Here is a 17,204-nt window from a genome sequence, read left to right as displayed (position 1 = left end):
ATCTGGCTTGATCGGTGCGGGGGTGCGCCCTATGAGGGTGCTGCACACATATCAAACTGAGGCCGAAATGGAACTGCTGTCCAAGACCCTTGCGCGCGTAAAACCGTCGCCCACCATCGCCGTGACCCAAAAAGCTGCCGAGCTGAAGGCCGCAGGCAAGGATGTGATCGGGCTGGGTGCCGGAGAGCCGGATTTCGACACGCCGCAGAACATCAAGGACGCCGGTATCGCCGCGATCACCGCGGGCAAGACCAAATACACTGCCGTGGACGGTATCCCCGAGCTGAAGCAGGCGATTTGCGCCAAGTTCAAGCGTGACAACGGGCTGGACTATACCCCGTCTCAGGTCAGCGTCGGGACCGGTGGCAAGCAGATCCTGTACAACGCGCTGATGGCCACGATGAACCCCGGTGAAGAGGTCGTGATCCCTGCGCCCTATTGGGTCAGCTACCCCGATATGGTGCTGCTGGCCGGTGGCACGCCGGTGATTGCCCCCGCGACGCTTGAGAATGATTTCAAGCTGACCCCAGAGGCCTTGGAAGAGGCGATCACGCCCAATACGAAATGGTTCATCTTCAACTCGCCCTCGAACCCCACGGGCGCGGGCTATAGCTGGGATGAGCTGAAGGCGTTGACCGATGTACTGATGCGTCACCCCCATGTCTGGGTGATGACCGATGATATGTATGAACATCTGGCCTATGATGATTTCAAATTCTGTACCCCCGCGCAGGTGGAGCCCGCGCTGTATGACCGGACGCTGACGGTCAACGGCGTGTCCAAAGCCTATGCCATGACCGGCTGGCGCATCGGCTATGCGGCGGGGCCGGAAAAGCTGATCGGGGCGATGCGCAAGGTGCAGTCGCAATCCACGTCGAACCCCTGCACCGTCAGCCAATGGGCCGCGGTGGAGGCGTTGAACGGCACGCAGGATTACATCGCCGAGAACAACAAGATGTTCACCCGCCGTCGCAATCTGGTGGTGGATATGCTGAGCGAGATCGACGGCATCGTCTGCCCCAAACCCGAAGGCGCGTTCTATGTCTACCCGTCCATCGCAGGGTTGATCGGCAAGACCACCCCGTCGGGCGTCACCATCACCGATGACGAGGTTTTTGCCACCGCGCTGCTGGAAGACACCGGTGTTGCCGTCGTCTTTGGCGCGGCCTTTGGCCTGAGCCCGAACTTCCGCATCAGCTATGCCACCTCGGACGAGGCGCTGAAAGAAGCCTGCACCCGTTTGCAGCAGTTCTGCGCCGCGCTGAGCTAAGCCAGACCGTAAAGGAGCCCCCATGGCGAGCGACCTGCCAGAGTATTACTTTCGCGTGCGCGAGAATGGCGCGGCGGTGTTTCGCGTGGATGCAGAGAACCGCCAGCGGCGGATCGAGATGGACCAGATCGCCGTTGTGAACATCCGCAACGGCGAGATCAAACCCCAAGGCGATCGCGTGCTGTCGGACGGCGATCTGGAGCGTATCCGCCAGTGGATGACCGAGCGCGCACAGGTGCTGGCGCAGCGCGACATCGACGATATCCACCGTGCGGTGGATTATCTGAACCTGACAACGCAGTGGGTGCAGTCAAAGGCCACGGACGACCAGCTTGATGCCGTCACGGACGCGCTGCTGTTGGCGATGCATGATCTGCGCAGCACATTGGTACGCAAGAAGGCCGACCGGCTGCCCTAGGCGGCTGCCAGTCAGCAGGTGGTGTTACGCGGCTGCGGGGTCTGTTGGCCCCAGACGTTTCAGCACGCTGCCCCAGAAGCGCGCGTTCAGCAGGATCGCTGCCACGCCAAGGCCAAAGACCAGCCCGAGCCAGACGCCGACCCCTTCTAGGTCAAAGACAAAGCCCAGCAGATACGACGCGGGCATGCCCACGATCCAATAGCTGAAGCCCGCAAGGAGCATCGGCACTGTGGTGTCCTGCACCCCGCGCAGAATGCCCAAGGCTACGGCCTGCGCGCCATCGACAAGCTGGAACAGTGACGCCATCGCCAGCAGCCCCACCCCGATCACAAGGATCTGGTCGCGCGCGGGTTCGTCACGTTGCATGAACAGGTTGATCAGCGGTTCGGGCCACATCACGAAGACAAAGATCGTCAACACTGCGACCAGCGCCGACATCACCGTCGCGGTGATCGCGCCACGCGCCAGATGCGCCGGGTCGCGGCGGCCATAGGCATTGCCTGCGCGGATCGTGGCCACGTTGCTGATACCAAGGTGCACCATAAAGGTGATCGACGCCAGTTGCAGCGCGATGCCGTGGGCGGCCAGCGCTACGGTGCCCAGCCAACCCATCATAACGGCGCTGGCGGCAAAGAGCCCGACCTCGCTGAGCCCTGTGAAGCCGATGGGCAGACCAAGGCGGAAGACACGGGCCAACATCTCCCAATCGGGGCGCCAGAGGCGGACAAACATCTGGTGTTGCGGCATTTTCCACAGCACATAGATCACCACGGCGACCAGCGACACGCTGTGCGACGTGACAGAGGCAATGGCCGCACCGCGCACACCAAGCTCTGGCGCGCCCCAGTTACCGAAGATGAACGCATAGTTGGCCAGCACATTCGCAACGCCCGCCAGCAGCGTGATCCAGAGCACGACCTGTGTGCGTTCCAGCGCGGCGAGGTAGCTTTTGAGCACCATGACCATCAGCGCGGGGAAGATGCCCCAGGCAGCGATGAACAGATAGCCGTCCACCATATCGGCCAGCGCCTGATCCTGCCCCATCAACGCCATGATCGGCCGCGACCAGATCATCAGCGGCAGCGCCAGCACGGCAAAGCCCATCGACAGCCACATGCCCATGCGGGTGGCGCGGCGCAGGCCGACCTCGTCGCCCTCGGCGTCAAAGGCCGCGACCAGCGGCATCACGCCCCATGCAAAGCCCGACCCGAAGATCAGCAGCACGAAGAAATAGGTGCTGGCGAGGGTGACAGCGGCCAGCGCCTCTACGCTGTACCAGCCCGCCATGACCGTATCGGAGACCCCGATCGCGATCTGCCCCAGATGCCCGCCTACAAGCGGAAGCCCCATCACGGTGATGGCTCGGGCGTGGCCCGGATATGTCATTTGCTGTGTCATGCGCCTTTCCTACGCCGCCGCGCCCGCAAGGGAAAGAGCCGATGACCTAGGGGAAGGCAGCGCGGCGGTCTGCGTGGTCGGGCGGGCTTGCACCCTGCGGCTGGCCGCGCCACAGTCGCGACACCGAAGTTGGGAGGACACCGCCTTGCACAACCGCATCGATCTGCTGCGCCCCGACGCGCCAGCGCTGGCGCAGCCTGGCCCCCATCCCGTCGGCGTGACCACCCTGACCGCCCCTGTGTCCGACACGCGCCAGTTGACGCTAGAGGTCTGGTATCCGGCGGCCGAGGGCACGGGTGCGGGGACATCGTATGCCACCTTGCTGCGCGACGGGGTGACGCCGACTGTCCTGCACGGGTCGGCCTGCCGCGAGGCTTTTGTCGCCACGGGCTTTTCTGCGCCGTTGATCGTGATCTCGCACGGGTATCCCGGCAACCGCTTTTTGCTGAGCCATCTGGCGGAATTGCTCGCGCGCCAAGGCTTTGTCGTGGCGGCACCGGATCACGCGGGCAGTACCTACGAGGATCAGCAAGCCTTCGGGGTGACGTTGCTGAACCGTCCGCTGGACCAGCGCGCGGTGATTGACGCGATGGAGGCGCTGACGGGCCCCTTGGGCGATCTGGTGGATTGTCGCCGCGTCGGGCTGATCGGCTATTCCATGGGCGGCTACGGGGCGATGATCTTTGGCGGGGCGGGTCTGGCCGAGACGGCGTTGCAGCATCCGCGCGCGCCCGAGGGCGGCAGCCTTGCGCGGCATCTTGCGGGGTCAAAGACCCACGCCGCCCTGCGCGACCCGCGGCTGTGCGCGATCATGCCCATCGGCCCTTGGGGCAACGGGCAGGCGATGTGGGATGCCGATGGGCTGGCGCAGATGGACACGCCGCTGTTCATGATGGCCGGCACCGTCGATGATGTATCAGACTATGCCGCGATGCGCCGCCTCTTCACCGACTGCGCCAGCGACCGCTATTTGTTAAGCTTTATCAACGCGGGCCATAATGCCGCCGCGCCGATCCCTGCTCCGCTGGAAAGCTGGGCGCATTCGGATCTGCTGGGGTGGGCACCGTTCCAGCACTATGCCGATCCGGTCTGGGACACGCTGCGCATGAACAACATCGCGCAACATTATGCGGCGGCCTTTATGGGGATGCATCTGCGCGGTGACGACACCGCAGGGATGCTGGACGGGGCTGACTGGCCCGGTTTCGCCCCGGGCTCCGCCGCAGGGCTGCGACTGGAGCATTTGCCCGCCGGCCCCGCCCCGGACAAACCGAAAAGGAAGACGATATGACCGCCCATTGGACCGAAACCCGCCAGATCAACGGCAATCCTTTCTTTATTCGCCACTGGGGCGATGAGAACGCGCCCAAGCTGCTGATGCTGCACGGCTTTCCCGAATATTCGGGCGCGTGGAACGATCTGGCCCCGCTGCTGGCAAAGCGGTTCCACTGCATTGCCCCCGACCAGCGCGGCTATGGGCAAAGCTGGCGACCCGCCGAGGTAGAGAAGTATAAGACATCGAAGCTGGTGTCGGATATGGCCGCGCTGATCGGGGACGAACCCGTGATCCTGCTGGGCCATGACTGGGGGGCCTCTGTCGCCTATGCGCTGACCATCGGGCGGCCTGATCTGGTATCGAAGCTGATCATCATGAACGGCGTCCACCCCGCCCCCTTCCAGCGCGAGCTTGCCAAGGGCGGCGCGCAGACCGATGCCTCGCAATACATCCATTTCCTGCGCCGTGAGGGATCAGAGGATATTCTGGCCGCAGATGATTTCGACAAGCTGATGGGGCTGTTCTCGGCGCATATGGATATGAGCTGGCTAGAGGGCGAGACGTTGGCGGGCTACAAGGACGCCTGGCGCGATGCGGCGGGGCTGCGCGGGATGGTGAACTGGTATCGCGCCTCTCCGCTGAAACTGGGGGCCGAGGGCGAGGCGATTGACGACGCGCTCAGCTTTGATCCGGCGCGGTTGCAGGTCCGCTGCCCGCATCTGCTGGTCTGGGGCTCCGATGATACCGCGCTGCTGCCCGAGACGACCCGCGGGCTTGAGGACTACGCCCCCGACCTGACCCGCGTCACCATCGAGGGCGCGGATCACTGGCTGCACCACCAAAAACCGCAAGAGGTGGCGGAGGCCATTCTGAACTGGCTTTAGGCCACCCCTGCCCCGTCCCGCGCGTTACTTACGGGCGCGGGCGGGCGCGGGTAAAGACCATTTTCTGCTGGTGCAGATCGGCAGGATCGCCCATCCACGCATAGGCCAGAAGCGCCGGTTCGCGGTCGCCCACGGTGATGCGGTGCAGATGTTCGGGCGGGTTAAAGATCATCGAACCGGGCACATAGACGCCCTGATGGTTCTCGGACACCGCGCCTGACAGACAGACGTAGCTTTCGGTGATCCCCTTATGGGCATGGGCCGGATAGGTGCAGCCCGGCGCGAAGAGCACCACACCCAGAATGATATCATGGCTGACCACCGGCCCCTGCGCCCCTGCCAATTCGGCATAGGCATAGCTGTTGGTCAGCCCCTTGGGGACTTTCTCGTAGCCGTATTGCCAGCTGAGATCATGGGCCACGGCATCCAGCGCCCGGACCGCGGGGGCCAAGGCCCCCTGCTTGCCCTCGTCCAGCGCGCGGCGCAAATGGGCGGTGACGGGCTTTTCCGCTCGCGGCTGTAACCGCAGTTCGGCATTGCCCCGCAGCAGCCTAGCGATGGCCTCGCGCGCCTTGCGTTGATGGCTTTTGATCCGGTCGCTGCCGCCCGCGGGCAGGTAGCGATAAAGCTCGTCACATTCCTGCATCATATAGCGCCAGTCGGGCACATCGCGCAGGGTGGTGGGGGCAGCGGTGTCAAACGTCATGGCAAGCCTTCCAACGGTTTCCTGCCCCGATGATAGCAAAGGCACAGCCGCAGGAAACACCGCATTGCGACGTCATCCGCCCTTCCCCCGACCATAGCGCTCTGGCATAGTGGGAGGCTCAACAAAAGCAACAGACAGGCAGGCCCCTACATGTCCGATCTTCTTTCCGGTGCGCAGAGCAACGCCAAGGAATATGATGCCTCTTCGATCCAGGTTCTTGAGGATATGGAGCACGTGCGCCTGCGCCCCGGCATGTACATCGGGGGCAAAGACGATCGCGCGCTGCACCATATGGTCGCGGAAATCATCGATAACTCGATGGACGAGGCCGTCGCGGGCCATGCCACCTGGATTGAGCTGGAACTGCATGAAAACGGCCATGTCACCGTGCGTGACAACGGGCGTGGCATCCCCACCGATCCGCACCCCAAAGACCCCAGCAAATCCGCGCTGGAGATCATCTTTTGCACACTGAACGCGGGCGGCAAATTCTCGGGCAATTCGTACGAGACCTCGGGCGGTCTGCACGGTGTGGGGTCGTCCGTGGTCAACGCGCTGTCGGATCACCTGCGGGTCGAGGTCGCGCGCAACCGCGAGCTGTTCGCGATGGAGTTTTCGCGCGGCATCCCTCAAGGCAAGCTTGAAAAGATCGGCGCGGCCCCGAACCGGCGCGGCACGGCTGTCACCTTCCACCCCGATGCAGAGATTTTTGGCCCGCTCAAGCTCAAGCCCGCGCGGCTGTTCGCGATGGCGCGGTCCAAGGCCTATCTGTTTTCCGGCGTCGAAATCCGCTGGAAATGCGGCCAGCAGGACGGCGACACCCCGCAAGAGGCGACGTTCCACTTCCCCGGCGGCCTGTCGGATTATCTGAACGAAACGCTGAAAGGGTCGACAACCTACGCCGAGCACCCCTTTGGCGGCACCGTCGACTTCCGCGAGAAGTTCAACGCACCGGGCAAGGTCGAATGGGCGATCAACTGGACGCCGTCGCGCGATGGCTTCATCCAGTCCTATTGTAACACCATCCCCACCCCCGAAGGCGGCACCCACGAGGCGGGCTTCTGGTCCGCGATCCTGAAGGGTGTCAAAGCCTACGGCGAACTGGTCGGCAACAAGAAGGCCGGCACCATCACCCGCGACGATCTGATCACCGGCGGCTGTGCGCTGGTGTCCTGCTTTATCCGCGAGCCTGAATTCGTCGGCCAGACCAAGGACCGTCTGGCGACGGTGGACGCGCAGCGCATGGTGGAAAACGCTGTGCGCGACCACTTTGACAACTGGTTGGCGGCGGATACCAAAAGTGCCGGGGCGATCCTTGATTTCCTTGTGCTGCGCGCCGAAGAACGCCTGCGCCGCCGTCAGGAAAAAGAGACCGCGCGCAAGACCGCCACGAAAAAGCTGCGCCTGCCCGGCAAACTGACCGACTGTACCTCCAAGACCCGCGAAGGCACCGAGCTGTTCATCGTGGAGGGCGATTCCGCCGGTGGGTCCGGCAAGGGCGCGCGCAACCGGAACACGCAAGCCTTGCTGCCGCTGAAGGGCAAGATCCTCAACGTGTTGGGGGCCGCGTCGAGCAAGCTGAACACCAATGCCGAGATCAACGATCTATGCGAGGCGCTTGGCGTCGGGATGGGCACGAAGTTCAACCTTGATGACCTGCGTTATGACAAGATCATCATCATGACCGATGCGGATGTCGACGGGGCCCATATCGCGGCGCTGCTGATGACGTTCTTCTACACCCAGATGCGCCCGATGATCGACGCCGGGCACCTCTACCTAGCCTGTCCGCCGCTTTACCGCCTGACCCAAGGGGCCAAGCGCGTCTATGTGGCGGATGATGCGGAAAAGGACATGTGGCTTGAGAAAGGCCTGGGCGGCAAAGGCAAGATCGATCTGCAACGGTTCAAGGGTCTGGGCGAAATGGACGCGAAAGACCTGAAAGAGACTACGATGGACCCCACCACCCGCAAGCTGATCCGCGTCACCGTCGACGAAGACATGCCCGGAGAGACCGGCGATCTGGTCGAGCGTCTGATGGGGAAGAAACCCGAGCTACGCTACCAGTATATCCAGGAGAACGCCCAGTTTGTGGAGGAGCTGGATGTTTGAGGGATATGAAAACGATAATCGGCTCTCGGATTGACACTTCGATAGATACTGGCAGCTTGTTAGTACCAATTAACTCTCTTTCTCATTATATACAGAGATTTAGCGATCCTGGCCTTTACCACGCTCACGGTCTTAAAGAGTATCAACTAAGCAAATCCGGTTCACTAGCGAGGGTAGCTCACAAAGGCAGGTACTTCGCGCTAACGAGTCATCATCAGTCAAAACTTGCTGACTATGACTACGATGAGTTGGTTGTCACCAATCGAGAACGAAGCAGATACTATTCTGGGCATAGGGCCGTCTTTCCAATTGAAGTTGGTGAGAATGAATATTCTTTCGACTGTCTGGTTTACGAGTTTACCGACCTAGTAAGATCTGGAAGAATCCCAAGTGACGTCTGGTATCAAATCCCATAGGAATCACGTGGATACTCAACACCAAAGCCGATCATAATATGTACAGTAGGATACCCATCCTACCGAAACCATATCGACTATGAAAGCAGCTCCTACCCGATAGGGCCAAATGCGGTATGGGGTTTTGAAAAAGAACCTCGAATCGTGGGCCGATTGTCGTTCTCGCCTATTTCTCCTATCGATTTTGAACCGTCTGGAATGAGTGGTTCCCCAGTTTTTGCGGTAAGAATGGAGGGGACGCTGTTGAAGCTTTTTCTCGCAGGTATTTTAACAGAGGCAAGCCGCACGGCTTTCAATTTTTTACCCCTCAACCGTATAATTCCGGCATTAAACTCGATTGCATAAACGTCTTTGCCCCTTTTGAGGTGGTGACTTGTGTCTCTCGCCCGAGGCCCCGCCTCGGGCCGCGCCCGACCCTCCCGACGGGAGGGCGCACTTCGTGCCCCCTGGTCTTCGACCGCTCCAGCCTCAAACTGTCCCCCGGACAGTTTGCAAGACGGCCTCCGCCCCAGGGTCGGGCGCGACCCTTAACATCTGTTCCGCAGGATATCCGCTCCGCCCGTTCGCCCCTGAAACCTTCCCTCGGAAGATTTCAACACGGGTCTCACGTGAAAAATACCGCTTGATCCGCCCTGCGCTTTCACTCAACGTTTCGGCATGATCCGAGCCTTCATCCTCCTTATGTTTCTGGCCTCTTGCGGGCGGCCGTTGACCCAGAATGAGCTGCTATTCGCGGGCGACATCATGGGGGATACGCTCAATTACCCCAAGGTGCGGCTGCATGACGGGTCGCCCTCGCGCGGGGTGACGATGACGCGCAAGGCGCGGCCGCGCACGACCTGTCGCGAACGTATCCTGCCGCCCGAAAAGGTGGGTGAGGTGATCACTACCAAGCCCGCTGCCGTGGCGCTGTGGAATACGGTGCTGTTTGACGAAGACTGGTATCTGGACGATTACCTGCCCGACTATCCCGACCGGATCGGGCTGATCGCGGCGATGATCTTTGCCCATGAGCTGACCCATATCTGGCAGTGGCAGAACCGCAAGACGACGGGCTATTCGCCGCTGCGTGCGGCGTTTGAACATGGCGGCGGGGCGGACCCGTATCTCTTTGATCTGGAGAGCGACCCGAAGTTTCTGGATTTTGCCTTTGAACAACAAGGCTCTATCGTCGAGGAATTCGTCTGCTGTCGTGCGTTGGACCCGCAGGCACCGCGCACCAAACGGTTGCATGCGCTGATCTCGCAAGAGATGCCCGTAGCACCCCTGCCCCAAAGCCGGCCCTATGCGGTGCGGATGCCCTGGGACGGGGTCGAGGTGAACGGGATCTGTAGTTAACGCTGGATGCTTTCAAGATAGACCAGCAGCCCCGCCAGCACCCGTGGTGTGGGCGTCAACTGGCCATCCAGATCGACAGGCACCAGATCCAGCGCCATGCCCTCGCCAAACTGCGGCATCACCCGTTGCAGGTGGCTGTCTGTGGCATCGCCCGCCGGGTCGCCGTAGATATAGGCCAGCGTTTTGGTCTGCGGAAAACGCCCGCCATTGTCCCGCGCCAGGAGGGTCAGGTCGCGGGGCTGCGGGCGAAGGCCCTTGGCCGCGGCACCGGCCCCTTGGGCGTTCACCCCGTGGCATTGCACACAGTTTTCGGCAAAAAATGCCGCCCCTTCCGCGCGGTCGGGGGCGTCGGGCCGGGTCTGTGCGGGCATACAGGCGGCCAGCCCCAGGAACAGCGGCACGCCGAGGGCGATTGTGGTTTTCATTATATGATCCTCCGGTAGGTCACGGGGATGCTTGCCCTTGGCGGGGGTCTTCGCCATGATCTGGATCAAGAAACGGGAAAGATTAGGAATACTCATGGCGCATTATGCAGTTGTGATGCTTTTGGCCGGGGTTGGCATTCCCGTTCTGGCCGCGTTGAACGCAGGGCTTGGCAGCCGGATCGGATCCCCTGCGGCAGCGGCTACGGTGCTGTTTGTGGTGGCGTTCACCGTCAGCTTGCTGGTCGCGATGCTGGTGGGGCGGCAAGGGTTTGCGCAGATCCCCGCGGCCCCGAAGCATCTGCTGCTGGCCGGATTTCTGGTGGCTTTCTACATCCTGTCGATCACCTTTATCGCGCCGCATTTTGGCGTCGGCAACGCGGTGTTCTTTGTTCTGGTGGGCCAGCTTTTCAGCGCCGCGGCGATTGACCATTTCGGGCTGTTCGGCGCGCAGGTGGCACCCTTGGGGGCCGCGCGGGCGGCTGGCATTGCCCTGATGTGTGCCGGTGTCTGGTTGACCCAGCAAGCCTGAGAACGATCAGGCCTCGTCTTGTAGCGGGCTGGTCAGCACAAAGAGGATTTCATCCTCCGCCAAGGGGTTTTCGACCCCCGGCAGGGTGATGGTGAGCCCAGTGCTGAGCGTGACCGTCAACTCCCCATCCGCGACGGTCTGATCGGTGACAGAGGCGTTTTCATCGTCGGTTTCGACAATCAGCGCGTCGGTGCCCACGTCATAATCGCTGACCGTGATCCCGCCCGTGGCACCGTAGATCGCGGTGAAGCTGTCCGCGCCCGTGCCCCCGATGCCGGTGTCATTCGCGCCCAATCGCAGGCTGTCGTCACCGTCTTCACCGATAAGCTCGTCCGCGACCCCGTCGTCGCTGCCGTCTTGGGCGTTGACCCCGCCCGAAAGCGTGTCATTGCCCTGCCCGCCAAACAGGATGTCGCGCCCGTCGGTGCCTTGTAATGTATCATCGCCCGCCGTGCCGGTTTGCGACTGTGCGTCATCCTCGGGGGGTTGCTCGGTGTCGTCGATATTCTCGACCGCGGAATCCTCCTCGGTCGGCAGATCGGTTGAGGCGTCAGCTTCAGGCGCTGCCGGGTCGGGGGTCAGCGCGTCGTCCATGCCTGCGCCCGTGGTCGTCCCCATATCGGGCATGCCGATGGGGATTTCTTCGTCCCCGACCTCATCCTCCATGTCATCACCAAACGGGTCAAACACGGCCAGCATGGGGCCGAAAGCGGCAAAGAGCATGACGAGCAAAGGTGACATGGCAGCATCCTGTTTTGACACAGTTTGCCCCCTGCTCGTGGCACCAGTTGGGTCTGGGTAAGGATAAATTAAGGCAACTGCCTTAAAGCGCGACGAGCTGCCCTGCCTCAAGCCGGATCTGGCGGTCCATCCGCGCGGCAAGCTCGAGGTTATGGGTCGCGATCACCGCCGACAGCCCCGTGCCCCGCACCAGCGTCATCAGCGCGGCAAAGACCTGATCCGAGGTGGTCGGATCAAGGTTGCCTGTGGGCTCATCCGCCAGCAGCAGCCGCGGCGCATTGGCCAGCGCACGACAGAACGCGACCCGTTGCTGTTCGCCCCCCGACAGCGCCGCCGGGCGGTGGTCGGCGCGGTGGCCGATACCGACCTCGTCCAACAGTGACAGCGCGCGGGTCTGCGCCTCGGACTGCGAGACACCGTTTGCCAGCTGCGGCAGGACGATATTTTCCAGTGCGGAGAATTCAGGCAGCAGGTGGTGGAACTGATAGATAAACCCCACATCGCGCCGCCGCACGCCGGTGCGTTTGCGATCGGACTGCCCTGTCATATCGGTGCCGCCAATCTCGACCGTCCCCGCGTCGGGCGTGTCCAGCAGACCCGCGATATGCAGCAGCGTTGACTTGCCCGCGCCAGAGGGGGCGACCAGTGCGACGACCTCTCCGGCGGCGACGGTCAGGTCGATGCCGCGCAGCACGTTGACTTCGTTCGGTTGGCCGGGGTTGTAGGATTTGCCAATCCCCGAGAGCCGCAAAACAGGATCATTCATAGCGCAGCGCCTCGACTGGGTTCATGCGCGCGGCACGGCGCGCGGGAAAGATAGTGACGACGAATGACAGGCCAAGCGACAGGCCGATGGCCGACATCACGTCACCGAATTGCAGTTTGGCGGGTAGGAAGTAGATGCCGCGGATCGACGGATCCCATGCGTTGCCCCCCGAGATGTAGTTCACGACGGCAAAAATCTGATCGACATAGAGCGCGAAGAGACAGCCAAGGATCACCCCCATCGCGGTGCCGATGATGCCCGTGAAGGCCCCGCAGATGAAGAACACGCGCAGGATCGACCCTTCGCTCAGCCCCATGGTGCGCAGGATCCCGATATCGCGCCCCTTGTTCTTGACCAGCATGATCAGGCCCGAGACAATGTTCATCGCCGCGATCAGCACAAGGATGCTGAGGATCACGAACATCACGCGGTCCTCGATATCCAGCGCGCTTAAAAACGAGCCCGACGCATCGCGCCATGTCCAGATCAGGCCGCGTTCCCCCGCAGCGGATAGCAGCGGCACGGTCAGATCATCCACGCTATCGGGGTTTTCGACCATTACCTCAAGCTCATCGGCGACGCCTTCGCGATTGAAGAAGGATTGCGCCTCGGCCAGAGGCAGATAGGCGCGGGTGCGGTCGATGTCATAGCGCCCTGCCGAGAAGATATAGGTCACCTCGTAGCCATTCACGCGGGGCGATGTGCCAAAGGCGGTTTTCACCCCGTTCGGAGAGATGATCTTGATCGTGTCGCCCAACCCGACCCGCAGTGCTTGTGCCACGCCGGACCCGATGGCGATGCCCTGTTCGAAATCGGCCAGATCGCCGTCGGCGGTTTCGGGGTTGGCGATGCGCGGGATATTGGCCAGATCGGCGGCCTCAATGCCGAAAATCTCGATCCCCGCGTTGGCCTGCCCCTTGTTGGCCATCACCTGACCGCGCACCAAAGGGGCCACCTGCGTCACGCCCGGCACCTGGGCCACACGCGCGGCCATCTCGGTGTAATCGGGTATCCCCGTCTGGGACACGCCGTTCTCATCCACCGACGCCATATTATACACGGTCACATGGGCATTGGCCCCTAGGATCGTATCGACGAATTCAGCCCGAAAGCCCGACCGCACGGCAAGGGTCGCGATCAGGGCAAAGACCGCCAGCGTGATCCCGATCAGGCTGATCCAGGTCATCACGCTCACGCCGCCTTCGGCGCGACGCGCACGCAGATAGCGCCAGGCGATCATCCATTCAAAAGGGGCGAAGGGCGGTGTCGAGGATACTGGTTTGGCCAAGGGATGGTTCCGATCTGGGATCAATCGCGCGCAACCTCGCGGTTTCGGCGCATCGGGTCAAGCGAGGAGTGGTCGCGCGGCAGCTTGTACCGCAGGTAAAGCCGCGCGTGTCAGCGGCCCTGCGCCGGTATGCGGGCGCCGCGCCGCCGGAACGGGGCGCGTAACAGTCGCAGCAGCACCCCCAGCCCCAAGCCGCCCGCGACAAAGCCCGCGCCAGCAAACACCACCCCGGCAAAGTTCAACGGTACGGCGGGCTGAAACGCCTGCCACGCCGCCGCCGCGATCTGCGGGTCCGACATCTGCGGCAGGTGGTAGGCGCGCATGAAAGGCCCCTGCCCCTGCAATCGGGTCAGGGCGGTTTGCAATGTCTCGTAGCGGGTAAAGGTCGCGGCCATATCGGCGCGGCGACGCTCCATAAACGCGGTGCCGGTCATCTGCGCCAAGGCATCGCTGCGCGACAGGCCGACCGCTTGGGCGCTGGCATCGAAATCGGCAACGACCTCGTGCAGCGCATCGACCGCCCCGCCCAACCGTTGCAGATATTGCTGCGAGTATTCGGGGAATTGCGAGGTCACAGCCGCGCCCGCCACACCGCCAGCAAGGGTCAGCGCCCGCAGGATCATGAAACGCCCCAAAGGTCCGTTGTGCAGCGCTTCATGATCCGCCCCCGTTTTTCAAGGCCCCACGTTCCAAGGCCCCTCGTTAAAGGTTAAGCGATACCGCGATAAATCCCGGCGATCTTTTCGACCGCGGCCTCGGGCGTCATCTCTTCGCTTTCGCCGCTGCGGCGCGAGGTGACCTCGACCACACCGTTTTTCAGCCCCCGCGGCCCGACGGTGATCCGCCAGGGCAGACCGATCAGGTCCATCGTCGCGAATTTGCCACCCGCGCGTTCCTTGGTGTCGTCATACAGCGGGTCCAGACCCAGAGCCTGCAGGCTGGCATACAGCGCCTCACAGGCCGCATCCGCCTGTTCGTCGCCCTGCTTGAGGTTCACAATCCCCACATGGAACGGCGTCACGCCCTCGGGCCAGATGATGCCCTTGTCGTCATGCGATGCCTCGATGATCGCGCCTAGCAGACGGCTGACGCCGATGCCGTGCGACCCCATGTGCACCGGCACAGGCTTGCCATCGGGCCCCTGTACGGTCGCCCCCATCGGTTCGGAATATTTCGTCCCGAAATAGAAGATCTGCCCCACTTCGATCCCGCGCGCGCTGCGCTGGCGTTCGGCGGGGACTTCGGCGAAAAGCGCTTCGTCATGGGTCTCGTCCGTGCGGGCATAGCGCGAGGTGAACTCCTCCATCACCGCCTGACACTGGTCGACGGAATCATAATCGATCTCGCGATCGCCGAACTTCAGCTCGGTGATCTGGCTGTCATAGAACACCTCGGATTCGCCGGTTTCCGCCAGCACGAGGAATTCATGCGTGTCGTCGCCGCCGATCGGGCCGGAATCCGCGCGCATCGGGATCGCCTGGAGCCCCATGCGTTCATAGCTGCGCAGATAGGTCACCAGATGGCGGTTATACGCGTGCAGCGCATCTTCTTTCGTCAGATCAAAGGTATAGCCGTCCTTCATCAGGAACTCGCGGCCCCGCATCACGCCGAAACGGGGGCGGACCTCGTCGCGGAATTTCCACTGGATGTGGTACAGCGTCATCGGCAGGTCCTTGTACGACCCGACGTGGCTGCGGAAGATATCGGTGATCATTTCCTCGTTCGTGGGGCCGTAAAGCATATCGCGGTCCTGACGGTCCTTGATGCGCAGCATCTCGGGGCCATAGGCGTCAAAGCGGCCGGATTCCTTCCACAGGTCCGCCGATTGCAACGTCGGCATCAGCATCGGGATGTGGCCCGCACGCTGCTGTTCTTCGTGCACGATGGTTTCGATCTTGCGCAGCACCTTAAAGCCAAGCGGCAGCCACGAATAGATCCCCGCCGCCGATTGCTTGATCATGCCCGCCCGCAGCATCAACCGGTGGCTGACAATCTGCGCCTCAGAGGGGTTTTCCTTGAGCACAGGCAAAAAATAACGGGACAGACGCATGATGATCCTCTCAGAGTGAATTGGCACCTGACTATGATAATCCCCGCGCCGAGACAATCACCAACAGACGGGGCATCAAGAAGCGGGGCACCAGGTCCCGCGTCCCGCAACCGATTGACCCTCGGCGCACAGACGCGTTTGTTGTCAGCGGCACAAAACAAAAAGGACGCCCCATGACCATGATCCTAGAGCCCGCGCGCGAAACCCCTGTGATCCACGAGACCGGCGTGCTGGTGATCGGCTCCGGCCCCGGTGGTCTGGCCGCGGCCCTTGCCGCCGCCCGCGCGGGGGCAGAGGTGACGCTGCTCGACCGGTTCGGCTGCTTTGGCGGCAATATCACCGTGGTCGGGGTCGAAGGCTTTGCCTGGTACCGCCATGAACAGACGATAGAGGCCGGCGGCATCGGCTGGGAATTCGAGGAACGCGCCAAGGCGATGGGGGCTGCCAGCCCTGAATCCCAATCGCTCAGCTACGAGCTGGACAGCGAGGGGTTCAAACTTGTCGCCGACCGGCTGGTGACCGAAGCAGGGATCCACCCGATGCTGCACCGCCAGTTCGTAGCCCCCATCATGGAGGGCGACACGATCCGGGGCGTCATCGTCGAATCAAAAGCGGGCCGCGAGGCGATCCTCGCCAAAATCGTGATCGATGCCACGGGCGACGCCGATGTCACCCACCGTGCAGGTGCGCCGACCTACAAGACCCCGGTCGAGGAGATGCAGGCCGCCTCGGTCATGTTCCACATCGCGGGCGTCGATAAGGCGGCCTTCATGGCGGGGGTCAAGGCCGACCCGCAGACTTACGCCAATTGGTCCACGGGCGAATGGGTGGTCGAAACCGATGGCAAGGAAGACGCGATGTTCTCTCCGTTTCTGGCCAAACCCTTTGCCCAGGCCATCCGCGACGGGCGTATGCCCGCCAACCTCAATACCATCGGGGGCACATGGGGCGCTGTGCATGACAGTGGCGAAATGACCTATATGAACCTCGTCCACCTTGCGGAATGCGACGGCACCGACCCCGACAGCATGACGCGCTTCGAGATCGAGGGCCGCGCGCAGGCGATGCACGCGATTGACGCGCTCAAGGCCTATACGCCGGGCTGCGAGACCGCGCGGCTGCGCAATTTCGGCATGAGCATCGGCATCCGCGATACGCGCAAGATCGACGCGGTTTACAACATGACCGAAACCGACGTGCGCCAGCAGGCCCGTTTTGACGACAGTATCGGCATCTACCCCGAGTTCATCGACGGCTACGGCGTGTTGATCATCCCCACCACGGGGCGCTACATGCATATCCCCTACCGTGCGATGCTGCCTAAAGGGGTGAAGAATCTGCTCGTCGCGGGCCGCGCCATCGGCGGCGATAAAATCGCCCATGCCGCCACGCGCAATATGGCGTGCTGCACGGTGGCGGGCCAAGGCGCGGGCGTCGCGGCGGCCATCGCGCTGGCTTCGGGCTGCCCGCTGGACGCCGTGCCGCTGGAGCGCGTGCAAAAAACCCTGCAAGATCAGGGTGTCCGCTTGCATTGACCGCGCCACGACCGCTTCCAAATGGCTCTAAATCCTCGCCGAAGGCACCTGC

The 17,204-nt window shown here is 62.5% G+C and carries 16 protein-coding genes; 8 read left to right on the top strand and 8 right to left on the bottom strand.

Features of this window, described 5'->3' with window-relative positions:
• Positions 1 to 67: 67 nt before the first annotated feature.
• Positions 68 to 1,270, top strand: coding sequence for a pyridoxal phosphate-dependent aminotransferase (locus tag SJY36_RS05495; RefSeq protein WP_009826536.1), 1,203 nt, complete (start codon positions 68 to 70; stop codon positions 1,268 to 1,270).
• A 22-nt stretch (positions 1,271 to 1,292) separates the two neighbouring features.
• Positions 1,293 to 1,688 carry a hypothetical protein gene (locus tag SJY36_RS05490; protein ID WP_005852384.1) on the top strand — a complete coding sequence of 132 codons (396 nt, stop codon included), beginning with the start codon at positions 1,293 to 1,295 and terminating at the stop codon, positions 1,686 to 1,688.
• A 24-nt stretch (positions 1,689 to 1,712) separates the two neighbouring features.
• On the opposite strand, the gene SJY36_RS05485 is transcribed toward SJY36_RS05490, so the two are convergent.
• Positions 1,713 to 3,086 (bottom strand): MATE family efflux transporter, encoded by a 1,374-nt coding sequence (locus SJY36_RS05485; RefSeq protein ID WP_005852382.1) that lies wholly within the window; start codon positions 3,084 to 3,086, stop codon positions 1,713 to 1,715.
• A 145-nt stretch (positions 3,087 to 3,231) separates the two neighbouring features.
• On the opposite strand from SJY36_RS05485, the gene SJY36_RS05480 reads away from it, so the two are divergent.
• Complete coding sequence (locus tag SJY36_RS05480; protein ID WP_386173522.1) at positions 3,232 to 4,377, top strand: alpha/beta hydrolase family protein; 1,146 nt, start codon at positions 3,232 to 3,234, stop codon at positions 4,375 to 4,377.
• Positions 4,374 to 5,246 carry an alpha/beta fold hydrolase gene (locus SJY36_RS05475; protein WP_386173520.1) on the top strand — a complete coding sequence of 291 codons (873 nt, stop codon included), beginning with the start codon at positions 4,374 to 4,376 and terminating at the stop codon, positions 5,244 to 5,246. Before SJY36_RS05480 ends, SJY36_RS05475 begins: the two co-directional genes overlap by 4 nt.
• A gap of 28 nt (positions 5,247 to 5,274) precedes the next feature.
• Here SJY36_RS05475 and SJY36_RS05470 read toward each other — a convergent pair whose 3' ends face one another.
• Complete coding sequence (locus SJY36_RS05470) at positions 5,275 to 5,952, bottom strand: dimethylsulfonioproprionate lyase family protein (RefSeq protein ID WP_180829110.1); 678 nt, start codon at positions 5,950 to 5,952, stop codon at positions 5,275 to 5,277.
• 150 nt (positions 5,953 to 6,102) lie between these two features.
• Here SJY36_RS05470 and SJY36_RS05465 point away from each other — a divergent pair, with 150 nt between their 5' ends.
• Together SJY36_RS05465 and SJY36_RS05460 are read left to right on the top strand one after the other, a co-directional pair.
• Complete coding sequence (locus tag SJY36_RS05465) at positions 6,103 to 8,064, top strand: type IIA DNA topoisomerase subunit B (RefSeq protein ID WP_386173518.1); 1,962 nt, start codon at positions 6,103 to 6,105, stop codon at positions 8,062 to 8,064.
• A 1,073-nt stretch (positions 8,065 to 9,137) separates the two neighbouring features.
• Complete coding sequence (locus SJY36_RS05460) at positions 9,138 to 9,818, top strand: hypothetical protein (protein WP_005852368.1); 681 nt, start codon at positions 9,138 to 9,140, stop codon at positions 9,816 to 9,818.
• Here the strand turns inward: SJY36_RS05460 and SJY36_RS05455 are convergent.
• The gene (locus SJY36_RS05455; protein WP_386173516.1) at positions 9,815 to 10,243 is read right to left on the bottom strand and encodes a c-type cytochrome; all 429 of its coding nucleotides are present in this window, start codon (positions 10,241 to 10,243) and stop codon (positions 9,815 to 9,817) included. The two genes, SJY36_RS05460 and SJY36_RS05455, sit on opposite strands and share 4 nt — an antisense overlap.
• Positions 10,244 to 10,337: 94 nt before the next feature.
• On the opposite strand from SJY36_RS05455, the gene SJY36_RS05450 reads away from it, so the two are divergent.
• Positions 10,338 to 10,772, top strand: coding sequence for a DMT family transporter (locus SJY36_RS05450; protein WP_005852364.1), 435 nt, complete (start codon positions 10,338 to 10,340; stop codon positions 10,770 to 10,772).
• A gap of 6 nt (positions 10,773 to 10,778) precedes the next feature.
• Here the strand turns inward: SJY36_RS05450 and SJY36_RS05445 are convergent, their stop codons facing one another.
• The 5 genes from SJY36_RS05445 to proS form a co-directional block, all read right to left on the bottom strand.
• Positions 10,779 to 11,513 (bottom strand): calcium-binding protein, encoded by a 735-nt coding sequence (locus SJY36_RS05445; RefSeq protein ID WP_386173514.1) that lies wholly within the window; start codon positions 11,511 to 11,513, stop codon positions 10,779 to 10,781.
• A gap of 82 nt (positions 11,514 to 11,595) precedes the next feature.
• On the bottom strand, positions 11,596 to 12,279 hold the full coding sequence (locus SJY36_RS05440) for an ABC transporter ATP-binding protein (RefSeq protein WP_005852360.1): 684 nt from the start codon (positions 12,277 to 12,279) through the stop codon (positions 11,596 to 11,598).
• Entirely contained in the window at positions 12,272 to 13,519 is a 1,248-nt protein-coding gene (locus SJY36_RS05435; RefSeq protein ID WP_009826523.1) for a lipoprotein-releasing ABC transporter permease subunit, read from the bottom strand. Before SJY36_RS05435 ends, SJY36_RS05440 begins: the two co-directional genes overlap by 8 nt.
• A 158-nt stretch (positions 13,520 to 13,677) precedes the next feature.
• The gene (locus SJY36_RS05430; protein ID WP_386173512.1) at positions 13,678 to 14,190 is read right to left on the bottom strand and encodes a DUF2937 family protein; all 513 of its coding nucleotides are present in this window, start codon (positions 14,188 to 14,190) and stop codon (positions 13,678 to 13,680) included.
• An 86-nt stretch (positions 14,191 to 14,276) separates the two neighbouring features.
• The gene (gene proS / locus SJY36_RS05425; protein ID WP_386173510.1) at positions 14,277 to 15,617 is read right to left on the bottom strand and encodes a proline--tRNA ligase; all 1,341 of its coding nucleotides are present in this window, start codon (positions 15,615 to 15,617) and stop codon (positions 14,277 to 14,279) included.
• A gap of 173 nt (positions 15,618 to 15,790) precedes the next feature.
• Between proS and SJY36_RS05420 the strand changes: the two genes are divergently transcribed.
• The gene (locus SJY36_RS05420; RefSeq protein ID WP_386173508.1) at positions 15,791 to 17,152 is read left to right on the top strand and encodes an FAD-dependent oxidoreductase; all 1,362 of its coding nucleotides are present in this window, start codon (positions 15,791 to 15,793) and stop codon (positions 17,150 to 17,152) included.
• Positions 17,153 to 17,204 lie beyond the last annotated feature (52 nt).

This window comes from Sulfitobacter sp. R86518 (genome assembly GCF_042466275.1).
GTDB classification, from domain to species: Bacteria; Pseudomonadota; Alphaproteobacteria; order Rhodobacterales; family Rhodobacteraceae; genus Sulfitobacter; species Sulfitobacter pontiacus.
This window is presented reverse-complemented; position numbering and strand designations above follow the sequence as displayed.

Coding starts and splice junctions, on each gene's coding strand:
- SJY36_RS05495 (WP_009826536.1), top strand. CDS start 68: ATGGAACTGCTGTCCAAGACCCTTGCGCGCGTAAAACCGTCGCCCACC.
- SJY36_RS05490 (WP_005852384.1), top strand. CDS start 1,293: ATGGCGAGCGACCTGCCAGAGTATTACTTTCGCGTGCGCGAGAATGGC.
- SJY36_RS05485 (WP_005852382.1), bottom strand. CDS start 3,086: ATGACACAGCAAATGACATATCCGGGCCACGCCCGAGCCATCACCGTG.
- SJY36_RS05475 (WP_386173520.1), top strand. CDS start 4,374: ATGACCGCCCATTGGACCGAAACCCGCCAGATCAACGGCAATCCTTTC.
- SJY36_RS05470 (WP_180829110.1), bottom strand. CDS start 5,952: ATGACGTTTGACACCGCTGCCCCCACCACCCTGCGCGATGTGCCCGAC.
- SJY36_RS05465 (WP_386173518.1), top strand. CDS start 6,103: ATGTCCGATCTTCTTTCCGGTGCGCAGAGCAACGCCAAGGAATATGAT.
- SJY36_RS05460 (WP_005852368.1), top strand. CDS start 9,138: ATGATCCGAGCCTTCATCCTCCTTATGTTTCTGGCCTCTTGCGGGCGG.
- SJY36_RS05455 (WP_386173516.1), bottom strand. CDS start 10,243: ATGAAAACCACAATCGCCCTCGGCGTGCCGCTGTTCCTGGGGCTGGCC.
- SJY36_RS05450 (WP_005852364.1), top strand. CDS start 10,338: ATGGCGCATTATGCAGTTGTGATGCTTTTGGCCGGGGTTGGCATTCCC.
- SJY36_RS05445 (WP_386173514.1), bottom strand. CDS start 11,513: ATGTCACCTTTGCTCGTCATGCTCTTTGCCGCTTTCGGCCCCATGCTG.
- SJY36_RS05440 (WP_005852360.1), bottom strand. CDS start 12,279: ATGAATGATCCTGTTTTGCGGCTCTCGGGGATTGGCAAATCCTACAAC.
- SJY36_RS05435 (WP_009826523.1), bottom strand. CDS start 13,519: ATGATCGCCTGGCGCTATCTGCGTGCGCGTCGCGCCGAAGGCGGCGTG.
- SJY36_RS05430 (WP_386173512.1), bottom strand. CDS start 14,190: ATGATCCTGCGGGCGCTGACCCTTGCTGGCGGTGTGGCGGGCGCGGCT.
- proS (WP_386173510.1), bottom strand. CDS start 15,617: ATGCGTCTGTCCCGTTATTTTTTGCCTGTGCTCAAGGAAAACCCCTCT.
- SJY36_RS05420 (WP_386173508.1), top strand. CDS start 15,791: ATGACCATGATCCTAGAGCCCGCGCGCGAAACCCCTGTGATCCACGAG.